Source organism: Shewanella sp. Scap07 (genome assembly GCF_013394145.1).
In the GTDB taxonomy this organism is placed as follows: Bacteria; Pseudomonadota; Gammaproteobacteria; order Enterobacterales; family Shewanellaceae; genus Shewanella; species Shewanella waksmanii.
On sequence record NZ_CP041329.1, the window covers coordinates 2,466,293 to 2,479,637 of the forward strand.

11 protein-coding genes are annotated in these 13,345 nt (G+C 43.3%); 4 read left to right on the forward strand and 7 right to left on the reverse strand.

The genetic code is table 11. The annotated features are described in order from the left end of the window. Nucleotides 1-3 precede the first annotated feature (3 nt). Nucleotides 4-450, reverse strand: a complete 447-nt coding sequence (locus FLM48_RS10720) for an ABZJ_00895 family protein (RefSeq protein ID WP_028772189.1) — start codon at nucleotides 448-450, stop codon at nucleotides 4-6. Between the two features lie 272 nt (nucleotides 451-722). Here FLM48_RS10720 and FLM48_RS10725 point away from each other — a divergent pair, with 272 nt between their 5' ends. Together FLM48_RS10725 and FLM48_RS10730 are read left to right on the forward strand one after the other, a co-directional pair. After that, on the forward strand, nucleotides 723-1,241 hold the full coding sequence (locus FLM48_RS10725; protein ID WP_179026345.1) for a YciI family protein: 519 nt from the start codon (nucleotides 723-725) through the stop codon (nucleotides 1,239-1,241). A gap of 116 nt (nucleotides 1,242-1,357) precedes the next feature. Then, entirely contained in the window at nucleotides 1,358-2,104 is a 747-nt protein-coding gene (locus FLM48_RS10730; protein WP_179024632.1) for an ABC transporter substrate-binding protein, read from the forward strand. A gap of 22 nt (nucleotides 2,105-2,126) precedes the next feature. Here FLM48_RS10730 and yfaE read toward each other — a convergent pair whose 3' ends face one another. The 5 genes from yfaE to ubiG all read right to left on the reverse strand — a co-directional run bounded on the left by yfaE (nucleotide 2,127) and on the right by ubiG (nucleotide 7,797). Then, nucleotides 2,127-2,510 carry a class I ribonucleotide reductase maintenance protein YfaE gene (gene yfaE / locus FLM48_RS10735; protein ID WP_051484450.1) on the reverse strand — a complete coding sequence of 128 codons (384 nt, stop codon included), beginning with the start codon at nucleotides 2,508-2,510 and terminating at the stop codon, nucleotides 2,127-2,129. Then, nucleotides 2,479-3,609, reverse strand: coding sequence for a class Ia ribonucleoside-diphosphate reductase subunit beta (nrdB, locus tag FLM48_RS10740; protein WP_028772192.1), 1,131 nt, complete (start codon nucleotides 3,607-3,609; stop codon nucleotides 2,479-2,481). The genes yfaE and nrdB overlap by 32 nt, the downstream gene beginning before the upstream one ends. Before the next feature lie 65 nt (nucleotides 3,610-3,674). Next, on the reverse strand, nucleotides 3,675-5,963 hold the full coding sequence (gene nrdA, locus FLM48_RS10745) for a class 1a ribonucleoside-diphosphate reductase subunit alpha (RefSeq protein ID WP_179024633.1): 2,289 nt from the start codon (nucleotides 5,961-5,963) through the stop codon (nucleotides 3,675-3,677). 432 nt (nucleotides 5,964-6,395) lie between these two features. Then, nucleotides 6,396-7,091, reverse strand: coding sequence for an HAD family hydrolase (locus FLM48_RS10750; RefSeq protein WP_179024634.1), 696 nt, complete (start codon nucleotides 7,089-7,091; stop codon nucleotides 6,396-6,398). After that, entirely contained in the window at nucleotides 7,084-7,797 is a 714-nt protein-coding gene (ubiG, locus tag FLM48_RS10755) for a bifunctional 2-polyprenyl-6-hydroxyphenol methylase/3-demethylubiquinol 3-O-methyltransferase UbiG (protein WP_028772195.1), read from the reverse strand. Before ubiG ends, FLM48_RS10750 begins: the two co-directional genes overlap by 8 nt. A 301-nt stretch (nucleotides 7,798-8,098) precedes the next feature. Between ubiG and gyrA the strand changes: the two genes are divergently transcribed. After that, the gene (gyrA, locus tag FLM48_RS10760) at nucleotides 8,099-10,798 is read left to right on the forward strand and encodes a DNA gyrase subunit A (protein ID WP_028772196.1); all 2,700 of its coding nucleotides are present in this window, start codon (nucleotides 8,099-8,101) and stop codon (nucleotides 10,796-10,798) included. A 117-nt stretch (nucleotides 10,799-10,915) separates the two neighbouring features. Further along, entirely contained in the window at nucleotides 10,916-12,010 is a 1,095-nt protein-coding gene (serC, locus tag FLM48_RS10765) for a 3-phosphoserine/phosphohydroxythreonine transaminase (protein WP_179024635.1), read from the forward strand. 57 nt (nucleotides 12,011-12,067) lie between these two features. Here serC and FLM48_RS10770 read toward each other — a convergent pair whose 3' ends face one another. Further along, on the reverse strand, nucleotides 12,068-13,261 hold the full coding sequence (locus FLM48_RS10770; protein WP_179024636.1) for an amino acid aminotransferase: 1,194 nt from the start codon (nucleotides 13,259-13,261) through the stop codon (nucleotides 12,068-12,070). Between the last annotated feature and the right edge of the window lie 84 nt (nucleotides 13,262-13,345).

A 13,345-nucleotide genomic window follows, 5' to 3' on the forward strand; every position in this document is an offset into this window, starting at 1 on the left:
AGATTATTGCGCTGCTTGCTTGTGATATTGCTTAACGCCGAGTTTTTCACCCCATTTAAAACAGTAATAAGCAATCAAAAGATAGACAATCATCGCGACTGCAATCACTAAGTTAAACCAACCTAGCTCACTAAAATCGTCTATCAAAGCCGTGTCCATTGTTAACATTAGCAGTGCCAACGCGACTAAGTTTAAGCCAGTCCAACAGATTATCGCTAGCCATCGCGTTTTTCGGCTGATCAATGCCCCGGTAGTTTGGCCTAAATATAGGCCAATACATATAGCTGGCATCACAATGGTCATAACATTGCCGCTAGTAGATTCACTGCCTAATATCTCTTGAAATACGCCAAGTAGAATACTTGCTAGTGTCGAGGCCAGCCAAAGCATTAAACCAATTACAACTGGAGCGGGTAAACGAGATAGGTATTGTGAAAACTGCTGTTTCATTACTTCTTCCTTAAAGTAAATTATAGGTGTCGACAACATGGGTAGCGTAATAGCTCGGTCATGTTGCTAGAGGAGCCGCATTTAGGCCTAACTAGGCAGGTTTTACCCTGAAATTTAATTTGACCGGACTATAGCAAACTAGGCATAGGGCAACTACGTCGCTAAGTACTAATACTCTCAGTCAATAGACTGAATTTAATCTAGTTTGCTGCTTGCTAAAATGTATTTCTCAGTTAGTTTTAATACTAACAATAAGGCAACAGGTCATGTTAATGAAAGTATCCTCGACTAAATTTCATTTAGGTTTAACCCATCAACTTACAACTTGGTTGCAGCGCTCAAACTTCCTCCTGTGGTGCGCGGCCTTTATTTTTATGATGTGTATCAGTGTCAGTACAACGGTTAGGGCGCAATACGATGCGCAACTTGCTGAGCGATTACAAGGCGATGACTATGGAATGAAACGCTATGTAATGGCATTACTTAAAAAAGGGCCTCATCGCCCTCAAGACAAGCAGCACGCTAGTACATTGCAAAAACAACATATGGACAATATAAGTCGCTTAGCAAAAGAGGGGAAATTAGTACTAGCGGGTCCGTTTTTGGGTGAGGGTGACTTAAGGGGGATTTATATATTTAATGTCACCACCATTGAAGAGGCGCAAGCATTAACTGCTACAGATCCAGCCATACAAGCGGGCAGCTTAGTCATGGAGTTGCATCCGTGGTATGGCAGCGCAGCGTTGATGGATATTAATCGAATTCATCAGTCAATTACTAAACCTAAATAGCGGGTCTTTGACTACAGACAAATCCTTTATGTCGGGCAAATATCTATAGCTGATGACTTTGCTATCAAGCAAGATTCAACTATTTTTAGTAGTAACATCTCTCAAGTGGGGCAAGTATGCTGGATAAATGCCTATCTTTTAGCATAATCCTATTAATTGTTAGTTTTACTCAGACGGGTTCAGTTAAGGCTGAACCATTACAGTTAAATATCTATACCATAGGTTTTAAGCCCTACGGCATTGATGAAAATGGTCATTTCAGTGGTATTTATTTCGAGTTTGCAAATGCGCTGGCGAAAGACGCGGGCTATGTCGATAACAATAAAGTGGTGCCTTACGCACGCGTTGTCAGTGCATTAAAACAAGGCAAAATAGACCTTACCATTATGTTTCGTAATCCCGCACTAGAACAATATGTTGATTATGTTGCCGCGCTGCCGTCAAAAAAAATAGTCGTCATAGGTTTACAAAATTGGGCGATATCCCATTTGGATGATTTAGCAGGCCAAAAGTTAGCCTATTTACGCGGGGCTAAATTTTATGAACCAATTGACACCAATACGGCGATATCTAAATATCATGTTGTGGACTATCGCCAAGGTGTTCGGCTATTAATGGCAGGAAGAGTTGATGCGATTATTGGGTCGCTGCAGTCGATTAATAATGCGGTCGCATCCATACAGAATGAAGATAATATGCAACTGACATTGGGTGAGCCCTTGGTGTTAGAAGTGAAAACACCTTGGGTACAGTTATCTAAAAAACATGCTGAACACATAGATATGGAAACGCTAAAACGCAGTTTTAGCAAATTACAAGCAAGCCAAACCTTCGAAGCACTGCAAACTAAATATGGTCAATAGATGGAAAAGCCGGGGTAACGCTTTAGCGGGTTTTTACGTTATTGTCGTTATCTACTCGTTCCTGAGTGTTTAACGTTTGTCTGACAGGAAAGATATCGGCCCCTTGGCTGGAAAGCTCAAGGTCGACGTCACTGTCGGGATGACAGCAACAAGGTAAACATTCGTCGGACTCTAACTCTACAAGCGGATCGGTATGATATTTTACTTTACCGCTCAGTACTTTGGTTTTACATGCACCACAAAAGCCGTTACGGCATTCTGAAAATACCTTCACTTTCTTGGCTTCTAGTGCATGCAACAGACTTGTGTGCTGCTGGGTATACAGCAGCACAGGTTGTCCTTTAAGGCTAACGATAGGCGCCTTTTTGATGACGTTATAGGTCAAAATCGGCAAACTCATCTTCATCGATAGACGCATCGATTTGACCAACAAGATAAGAAGATACTTCTACTTCTTGTGGTGCGACTTGGACAGAATCACTTTCCAACCAGTTTTTCATCCAAGGTAGTGGGTTAGTAATCTCACTATAGGGGCTAACCAAGTTAACAGAGCGCATGCGCTCGTTGGTAATGTATTCTACATATTGGCAAAGGATTTGCTCGTTAAGACCGATCATCGAGCCATCTTTAAATAGGTATTTGGCCCATTCTTTTTCTTGCTCAGCAGCCTTAACAAAGATAGCGGTAGCTTGCTCTTCACACTCTTTGGCTATCTCACCCATTTCTGGATCGTCTTTGCCACCTTGCATTATCTTGATGATGTGTTGAGTACTATTTAAATGCAGCGCTTCATCGCGGGCAATCAAACGAATGATCTTTGCATTGCCTTCCATGACTTTACGTTCTGCAAATGCAAAAGAGCAAGCAAAACTAACGTAAAAGCGAATCGCTTCTAGTACATTGACGGACATCATGCACAGATAGAGGGCTTTTTTAATCTCGCGACGAGTCACATTGATTGATTGACCATCAATCTCATGCACACCTTCACCATGCAAGTTGTACGCTTGGGTAAGATTAATCAATGTATCGTAATACACAGCAATATCGCTGGCTCGTTTTAGGATTTCATCGTTTTCAACAATGTCATCAAAAACTACCGAAGGATCATTGACGATATTACGAATGATGTGGGTATAAGAGCGCGAGTGAATTGTTTCAGAAAATGACCAAGTCTCAATCCAAGTCTCTAGTTCCGGTAATGACACTAACGGCAAAAAAGCCACGTTAGGTGAACGACCTTGAATCGAGTCTAACAAGGTTTGGTACTTTAGGTTTGAGATGAAAATGTGCTTCTCATGCTCTGGTAGTGCATTGTAATCAATTTTGTCTTTGCTGACGTCAACTTCTTCTGGGCGCCAGAAAAAAGACAGCTGCTTTTCAATGAGCTTCTCAAACACTTCATACTTTTGCACATCGTAACGAGCAACATTGACAGGTTGGCCCATAAACATAGGCTCGAGTTGGGCATTATTAGGTGTTTGACAAAAAGTTGAATAGGCCATTTTTACTCTTCCATTCTATGGGGGCTAGGCCCCCACATTATTATCTAATTAACTAGGATACGGGCTTAAATTTTACACGCACCGCCGGCACAGCTATCGTCTTCTTTTTCTATGCTGGTAATGTCATCGTGCTTATCAGAAGCACCATCTCGAGTGTTGTGATAATAAAGCGTCTTCACACCGTATTTGTAGGCAAGCAATAAATCTTTTAATAGTGCTTGCATCGGTACTTTTTGACCTTCAAAACGCGTCGGGTCATAGTTTGTATTGGCCGAAATTGCTTGGTCGACAAACTTCTGCATTAACCCGACAAGTTGCAAGTAACCTTCGTTATTTGGCATTTGCCAAAGTAGCTCGTAGCTATACTGGTACTTTTCAAAATCAGGTACCACTTGCTTCAACTGACCATCTTTACTGGCTTTGACACTGATCAACCCGCGTGGCGGTTCAATACCATTGGTCGCATTCGAGATCTGAGAAGAGGTCTCTGACGGCATCAATGCTGAAAGGGTAGAGTTACGCAGACCATGTTGTTTGATCTCTTCACGTAGCGTGTCCCAATCCATATGCAGTGGTTCATCACAAATCTTATCCAAATCGCGCTTGTAAGTATCAATCGGTAAGATACCCTTAGCGTAATTGGTTTCGTGGAATGACGGGCAGGCGCCTTGTTCTTTAGCCAATTTCATAGACGCTTTCAATAGATAATATTGAATCGCTTCAAATGTTTTATGGGTAATATTGTTTGCAGAACCGTCAGAGTAACGCACACCTTCTTTAGCTAAGTAGTTAGCAAAGTTAATCACACCTATACCTAAGGTACGGCGATTCATCGATGCTTTGTGTGCTGCGGTAATAGGATAGTCTTGATAATCAAGCAAACTATCTAGCGAACGCACGGCTAAATCGGCCAATGGCTCTAGCTCATCTAGATTTTTGATAGCACCTAAGTTCAAGGCTGATAGCGTACATAGCGCGATTTCACCATCAGGATCGTTGATGTTGTTCAACGGCTTGGTAGGTAAGGCAATCTCTAAACAAAGATTCGATTGACGTACAGGTGCAACGCGTGAATCAAACGGACTATGTGTATTACAGTGATCCACGTTTTGAATATAAATACGACCGGTTGAGGCACGCTCTTGCATCATCAGTGAGAACAACTCTGATGCCTTTATCTGCTTTTTACGGATAGACTCATCGGCTTCATATTGCAAATACAGGCGTTCGAATTCTTGTTGATCTTCAAAGAACGCATCATACATACCAGGTACGTCTGATGGACTAAACAAACTAATGTGCTGGCCCTTAATCAAGCGCTGATACATTAACTTGTTAAGTTGTACACCATAATCAAGATGGCGAATACGGTTGTCGTCCACACCACGGTTGTTCTTAAGTACCAGCAGTGACTCGACTTCTAAATGCCACATAGGGTAGAAAAGGGTAGCTGCGCCACCACGTACACCGCCTTGCGAGCAGGATTTAACCGCTGTTTGAAAGTACTTGAAAAAAGGTAAGCAACCGGTGTGGAACGCTTCTCCGCCACGGATTGGGCTACCCAGTGCACGAATACGGCCAGCATTGACCCCAATACCTGCACGTTGTGATACGTACTTAACAATAGACGACGCAGTAGCGTTAATAGAATCTAAGCTGTCGCCACATTCAATCAATACACAAGAACTAAACTGGCGAGTGGGCGTACGAACGCCGGCCATGATTGGTGTTGGTAATGAAATCTTAAAGGTAGAGGTCGCGTCGTAAAAATCTTTAATGTACTTAAGGCGCGTCTCTTGTGGATATTTAGCAAATAGGCATGCCGCCACTAAAATATATAAAAACTGTGCGCTTTCATAAATTTCATGGGTTACGCGATTTTGAACTAGATATTTACCTTCTAGTTGTTTAACTGCTGCGTAAGAGAAGTTCATGTCACGCCAATGATCGATATAGCTATCTAACGTGTCTATCTCTTCGCGGCTATAGTCTTGCAATATATGTGCATCGTACTTGCCCATCTCAACCAAACCGACCACATGATCAAAAAGCTTAGGAGGCTCAAATTGGCCAAATGCTTTCTTGCGTAGGTGGAAAATCGCTAAACGTGCTGCTAGGAACTGATAATCTGGAGACTCTGGAGAGATCAGATCGGCAGCAGCCTTAATAATGGTCTCGTGAATGGCTTCGGTGGGGATGCCGTCAAAAAACTGTAGGTGCGAGCGTAATTCAACTTCTGAAACGGAGACATTGTTTAGACCTTTGGCTGCCCAAGTGATCACGCGATGGATCTTGTCTAAATCAATGGTTTCCCGCTCGCCACTACGTTTGGTGACTTTCATATTGCTGTTCATTAAAGATAGGCCTGTTTATATCGCTTAAAAAAGGAGCCTTGATTGGCCCTTCGTTTTTATATGAAAACAATCTTGCAACAAAAAAAGACGTTATTCACATCCGTGTTCTGTGGTGCGTTGATTGCTACCTACACACAATATATGGTGCTTTTAATTTTGTTAGGTACAAGATAGTGAGGTTGACGCCATAATGCAAGTACGAAATCAGGGGGTATCTTGTGGATAAGTTGAGGATAATGTGAAGAGTTAGTAACAGCTAACCTTTAAAGCTTGTTTTTCTATAGACTTAAACTTAATGGATGATTTTTGCGCGGCTAAACTTAATCAGCTAGATCGCAAGATCCTAGTATGGATCGTGCGATCGACTCGCTTGATGATACGGCGATTATTTGCGCGTGCCTGTGACAATATTGCCAATCAATAGTGCAAGGTTTAGCGACTTTGATTTATAGCATCAATGGTCTTAATGATTTCTTCTACTTGATTAAAATAGAAATGATGTGGCCATTGCGCTGCACTATCGGCATCTTTTATATAGCCCCAGCCTGCAACGCCACCAAGCATGTTCGTCACCTGAGCTGCTTCAAGATCTCTGAGTGCATCACCAAGATAAAGAATCTGCTGTGGCTCGATTGCCATTTGTTGTGCTGCCAGCAACATAGGCGCTGCGTGCGGTTTTGACAACGTGGTGGTATCACCACTGATTATGGTTGCCATTTTACTTGTTAGGCCGGTTTGGTCCATATAGGGGCGTGTGTAGCGTGCAGGTTTGTTTGTTACTAACCCGAAAGCGATATTACGATCGCTAAGTGCAGTTAATAGTGCCGCCATGCCAGTAAATAATTCCGCTTGCTGACCATTCACGCTGGCATAATGCTTCAATAAACTCTGGCGAACCTGTTCTAACTGCTCATCATTAAGACCTGTAGTTGAGGCTTTAACCAGAGCCAAACTACCATCTGAGGCAACGTGGCGCATCGCGTCAAGCGTCACGGCTTCATGGCCATGATCTTTTAATGCTAGGTTCAATGCAGCGACTAAATCGGCCGCTGTATCAGCCAATGTGCCGTCTAAATCAAACAGCACCGCCTTTATACTAGCCTGCGGGGGTAGCGGGAGTTTATTCATCTATCTTCTTAGTCGCTATCATGTAGTTGACATCTAAGCTGTCTGTGTATTTAAAAATATCAGTTAGCGGGTTGTAGGTGATACCGGTAGCATCAGTACACAATAAATCTGCATGGTCTGCCATCGCAATTAATTCAGCAGGTTTGATGTACTTGTTGTGGTCATGGGTGCCAACAGGCAACATTTTTAACAGGTATTCTGCGCCGATGACGGTTTCTATATAAGCACGGATGTTACGGTTAATGGTGCTGAAAAACACATAGCCGCCGGGTTTAACCATATCGGCACAGGCTTGGATGACAGAGCTTGGATTAGGCACATGCTCTAGCATCTCCATACAGGTAACGACATCGTAGGCTTGGCGATGTTGATCTCGGTGGGCTTCGGCGGTCGATTGGATATAGTTAATAGTGACTTGTGATTCAAGGGCATGGAGCTTAGCCACTTCCAGTGGTTCTTCACCCATATCGAGCCCATCAACTTGTGCACCTATTCGCGCCATGCTTTCTGATAGAATTCCGCCACCACAGCCAACGTCGATAACTTTTTTGCCAAATAGACCACCGACAGTTTGGTCGATGTAATTAAGGCGCAATGGGTTTAACTTATGTAACGGCTTAAATTCGCCATTTAAATCCCACCATGTAGCGGCCATTTTTTCGAATTTAGCGATCTCTTGCGGATCAACATTTTGGTTATCTACCACGTGCGCACCTTAATTAAGCGAAATAGTCTTAACGGCATTATACCGATACCGAGAATATTGCCTAGCAACAAAGTGACGCCAATTGACGATTATCTAAACAGTTGAACACTAGTTGCTAGCGTTTTGATTTGGGTCAACCTTTTTGCTGGCTAGCAGTTATTTTTAGGGAAATTTCAATAGGGTCTAGCACCAATAAATAACTGTGTTAGAATGCCAAATCACGTTTTCAGGCTTTATCCAGATTGCGTACATAAAGTAGGCAGTTTTTGGGTAAGCTAAATTTCAAGGGATCGAGCAGTTTATGACTGATCTGGCTTCATCTATAACACCAATTAATATTGAAGACGAATTAAAGAATTCATATTTGGATTACGCCATGAGCGTAATTGTCGGGCGTGCTCTACCTGATGTAAGAGACGGCTTGAAACCTGTTCACCGCCGCGTATTATTCGCGATGAACGAACTAAAAAACGACTGGAATAAACCGTATAAAAAGTCTGCCCGTGTTGTGGGTGACGTGATCGGTAAATATCACCCTCACGGTGATTCAGCGGTATATGACACTATCGTTCGTTTAGCACAGCCATTCTCAATGCGTTATACGTTAGTAGACGGCCAAGGTAACTTCGGTTCTGTAGATGGTGATGCCGCGGCTGCAATGCGTTATACAGAAATCCGCATGGATAAGCTGGCGCATCAACTATTAGCGGATCTCGACAAAGAGACTGTAGATTTTGTACCTAACTATGATGGTACAGAACATATCCCAGCTGTTTTACCTACTCGTATTCCGGCACTGTTAGTCAACGGTTCTTCGGGTATTGCGGTCGGTATGGCAACGAACATTCCGCCACATAACTTATCGGAAGTCATCTCAGGCTGTTTAGCATTAATTGATGAGCCAAGCTTGTCGATTGAACAGCTAATGGACTATATACCAGGCCCTGATTTTCCAACCGCTGCCATCGTTAACGGACGCAAAGGTATTGAAGATGCCTACCGTACCGGTCGTGGTAAAGCTGTGATGCGTGCCCGTGCAGAAGTTGAGATTGAAGATAATGGTCGTGAACGCATCATCGTCACCGAAATCCCTTATCAAGTTAACAAAGCCCGCTTAATTGAAAAAATTGCTGAGCTTGTTAAAGACAAGAAGATCGAAGGCATTAGCGGTCTACGTGATGAGTCTGATAAAGACGGTATGCGCATCGTTGTTGAAGTTAAGCGAGGCGAAGTGGGTGAGGTTGTCCTTAATAACCTTTATTCACAAACGCAACTTCAAACTTCTTTTGGTATTAACATGGTGGCGTTGACTAACGGTCAACCTAAACTATTTAACCTAAAAGAGATGCTTGAGTGCTTTATCCTTCACCGTCGTGAAGTCGTCACTCGACGTACAGTATTTGAATTACGTAAAGCCCGTGATAGAGCGCATATCCTTGAAGCGCTTGCAATCGCACTGGCCAATATCGATCCGATTATTGAGTTAATCAAAGCGTCACCGACACCAGCTGAAGCAAAAGTAAAACTGGTTGCCCAAGGTTGGCAGCTTGGTAACGTGCAAGGCATGCTAGAAAAAGCCGGTGATGATGCTGCACGCCCAGAATGGCTAGAGCCAGAGTATGGTATTCGTGACGGCAATTATTTCCTTACTGAGCAGCAAGCACAAGCGATCCTTGATCTACGTCTACACAAGTTAACCGGACTAGAGCACGAAAAAATTCTTAGCGAATATGAAGAGCTATTAGAATTTATTGCAGGGCTATTATTTATCTTACGCAGCCCTGAACGCTTAATGGAAGTGATCAAAGAAGAACTGCAAGAAGTGCTAGAGAACTTTGGTGATGAAAGACGTACTGAGCTAAACGCATCAGCAGTCGACATTAGCTTAGAAGATTTGATTAACGAAGAAGATGTAGTCGTTACTTTATCTCACCTAGGTTATGCCAAGTATCAGCCTTTAACCGATTACCAAGCGCAACGTCGAGGTGGTAAAGGTAAAGCGGCAACTAAAGTCAAAGACGAAGATTTTGTCGAAAAGCTATTGGTTGCTAACACGCATGATACTATCTTGTGTTTCTCTGACTTTGGTAAGATGTACTGGCTTAAAGTATATCAACTGCCATTGGCAAGTCGTCAGGCTCGTGGTCGCCCAATCGTTAACCTGCTTCCATTGGCTGATGGTGAACGCATTACTGCAATTCTGCCGGTACGTGAATATGCCGATGATAAATATATCATCATGGCGACTTCACACGGTACTGTTAAGAAAACCGCCTTAACGGCTTATAGCAATCCGCGTGCTAACGGTATTATTGCAGTTAACCTGAAAGATGGTGATCAGTTAATCGGTGTTGATATTACTGATGGCAGTAACGACATCATGCTGTTCTCAAATGAAGGTAAAGTGGTTCGCTTTAACGAGAAAGCACGTGATGCCGAAACTGGCCAAGTGAAAGTTGACCCTGAAACCGGCGAAGAGATTGTCGCACTACGTGCCATGGGCCGTACCGCAACAGGTGTTCGCGGTATCAAGCTTGAAGAAGGTCAAAAAGTTGTATCTTTGATTGTGCCTAAAGAAGATGGTGCAATTCTAACGGTTACAGAGAATGGTTATGGTAAGCGCACAGAGCTTGCAGAGTATCCAGCTAAGAGCCGTGGCACTAAAGGTGTTGTTTCTATTAAGGTGAGTGAACGTAACGGCGCAGTAGTCGGTGCGGTGCAGGTTGGCCTTAATGATGAAATCATGTTAATTAGTGACAAGGGCACCTTAGTTAGAACGCCAGCTGAAGGCGTATCAATCATTGGGCGTAATACCCAAGGCGTAACAATCATTCGCACGGCACAGGATGAACACGTCGTTGGTCTGCAGCGTATCGAAGAGATTCAGGAAGAGATTGAGCTAGACGAGGAGGGAAACCCAATCGTAATAGCGAACGATAATCCTGATGAAACTGTTGAAGCACAGGACGATGCGACAGACGCTGAACAACCTGAAGCATAAGCAGTAAGTATATAAACGGGCGTCCATTTGGACGCTCGTTTTGTTTTAACTATATAAAAATAATCATTACACACCACAAGCAAAAACTAGTCATTAAGTGGAATAAAGGAGTACTAAGTGAGCGCAACATATAATTTCTGTGCAGGTCCAGCGATGTTACCCGCTGCCGTGATGCAAAAGGCACAAGAGGAGTTATTAGACTGGAATGGACTGGGTGTGTCGGTGATGGAAGTAAGCCACCGAAGTAAGGAATTCATTGCGCTAACGGAGCAAGCAGAAGCCGATCTACGTGGATTAATGAACATTCCTGACAATTATCATGTGCTATTTATGCATGGCGGCGGCCGGGGGCAGTTTTCAGCTGTTGTGAATAATTTTCTCGGCAATGATGGTAGAGCACTGTATTTAACCGATGGGAGTTGGTCTAACGCAGCTGTTGATGAAGCCAAGAAACTGGCTGGTGAAGATAAGATTGATACCATTAACATTGTAAAAAAAGAAAATGGTATCAATAGTATAGAAATCCCAAAGTTCACAGGTTCAGTTGAAGATTATCGTTACCTGCACTATTGTCCAAATGAGACCGTTGACGGCATCGAAATTTTTGAAAGTATTGAATGCCCATGGCCCGTTATCGCCGACATGTCCTCTAATATTATGTCGCGAGAGATTGATGTAAGCCAATTTGGCCTCATCTATGCCGGTGCTCAAAAGAATATCGGACCATCAGGGTTAAGTATCGTCATTGTACGCGATGACATGCTTACTTTACCGGCGTTACCGCAGTCGTCAATTATGGATTATCGTTTAGCGGTTAAACACGGCTCAATGTACAATACGCCGCCTACCTTTGCATGGTATCTCGCAGCAGAGGTGTTTGCCTGGCTTAAAGCCCAAGGCGGCATCAGTGCCATGGCGGCAATCAATAAACAAAAAGCGGATGCGCTATATCAATACCTTGATAGCAGTAATTTTTACTTGTCTAAAGTTGCGAGAGAAAATCGTTCACAGATGAACGTCACTTTTTATCTGCAAGATGAAAGTTTAAATCAGCAGTTTCTTGAGGCGGCAAAGCAGTGCAATTTAGTCGCGCTTAAAGGCCATCGCAGTGTAGGCGGGATGCGTGCAAGTATTTATAACGCGATGCCTCTTTGTGGTGTGGAGGCCTTAATTAAATTTATGCAAGATTTTGAACGAAGTGTTGTTGTTTAAATGAAAAAAGGGGCTGTAAATACCGCCCCTTTTTTACTCGCAAACTAATGGCTGATTTTATAGTACGTCAGCGATGGCTTTAGCTAAGTAATCAACGTTAGCCTCACCAATCCCTGCGATCGATATGCGACTCGAATCAACCATGTAAACACTATGCTTAGTTTGTATTTCCGCTACCTGCTGTGGATTAATACCTAAGAATGAAAACATGCCTTTCTGGCTAGCGATGAAGCTAAAGTCTCGCTGTACACCTAGGGCTTTTAGTTGGTCAACTAGCATGGCACGATTGCCATTGATGCGATTTCGCATGACAGCTAATTCATCTAACCATTGCTGCTTTAACTCTTGTGAACCCAATATTGTTTCTACTATCGCTGCCCCGTGCGCTGGCGGCATAGAGTAGATACAGCGAACCACGTATAACAACACAGAAAACGCGATATCCGCTGCTTGACTGTCTTTGCCAATAATAGAACACGCACCAATGCGTTCTCGGTATAAGCCAAAGTTCTTAGAGCATGAGCTACACAAAATCATGCTTTCTACTTGGGCTGCAACTGTTCTTACGCCGTACGCATCTTCATCAACCCCGTCACCAAAACCCTGGTAGGCCATATCGATAAGTGGCGTAAAGCTCTTATCGCTCGCAAGAGTTGCAATTTGATCCCATTGCGCATTCGTTAAGTCCATGCCGCTTGGGTTATGACAACAAGCATGCAGTAATACCACATCATCGCTGCTAACCTGTTCTAGGCAAGCGAGCATCTCATCGAATTTAAGTGTCTTGTTGTCATGATCATAGTAGGGGTAAGTTTTAACTGTAATACCCGCGGCTTCAAACAGACCTGTATGGTTTGCCCAGGTTGGGTCGCTGACCCAAATGACAGCTTGTGGATTTACCCGCTTGATAAAGTCAGCAGCCACGCGCAGTGCACCGGTTCCACCAGGAGTGGATACCGTTCTCACTCGATTTTGCTCAATCACTTGATGTGACGCTGAAAAAGCCAATTCAGCAATGAGTTGATTAAAGTCAGCAGAACCGGTGGGCCCAATGTAAACTTTAGTTTCCTCTGTATCGATTCGATGTTGTTCCGCTGCTTTTACACAAGCCAAAATTGGCGTATGACCCGCTTCATCTTTGTACACACCTACACCCAAATCAATCTTATGAGGATGATTATCGAGGCGATATTGTGTCATTAATCCTAAGATGGGATCGGCTGGCATAGGGGAGAGAGAATCGAACTTCATGAAAACTACCTTTAATCTGTTTGAGGGTTGGCAAAGCCGTTTTTGTTATTAGGGTTAGCATAAACTAATTATCCGCTGAGGGAA

Excerpts from the sequence above, each read along its gene's own strand:
- FLM48_RS10770 (WP_179024636.1), bottom strand. The coding sequence starts at position 13,261 with ATGAAGTTCGATTCTCTCTCCCCTATGCCAGCCGATCCCATCTTAGGA.
- nrdA (WP_179024633.1), bottom strand. The coding sequence starts at position 5,963 with ATGAACAGCAATATGAAAGTCACCAAACGTAGTGGCGAGCGGGAAACC.
- FLM48_RS10725 (WP_179026345.1), top strand. The coding sequence starts at position 723 with ATGAAAGTATCCTCGACTAAATTTCATTTAGGTTTAACCCATCAACTT.
- FLM48_RS10750 (WP_179024634.1), bottom strand. The coding sequence starts at position 7,091 with ATGAATAAACTCCCGCTACCCCCGCAGGCTAGTATAAAGGCGGTGCTG.
- gyrA (WP_028772196.1), top strand. The coding sequence starts at position 8,099 with ATGACTGATCTGGCTTCATCTATAACACCAATTAATATTGAAGACGAA.
- FLM48_RS10730 (WP_179024632.1), top strand. The coding sequence starts at position 1,358 with ATGCTGGATAAATGCCTATCTTTTAGCATAATCCTATTAATTGTTAGT.
- nrdB (WP_028772192.1), bottom strand. The coding sequence starts at position 3,609 with ATGGCCTATTCAACTTTTTGTCAAACACCTAATAATGCCCAACTCGAG.
- yfaE (WP_051484450.1), bottom strand. The coding sequence starts at position 2,510 with ATGAAGATGAGTTTGCCGATTTTGACCTATAACGTCATCAAAAAGGCG.
- FLM48_RS10720 (WP_028772189.1), bottom strand. The coding sequence starts at position 450 with ATGAAACAGCAGTTTTCACAATACCTATCTCGTTTACCCGCTCCAGTT.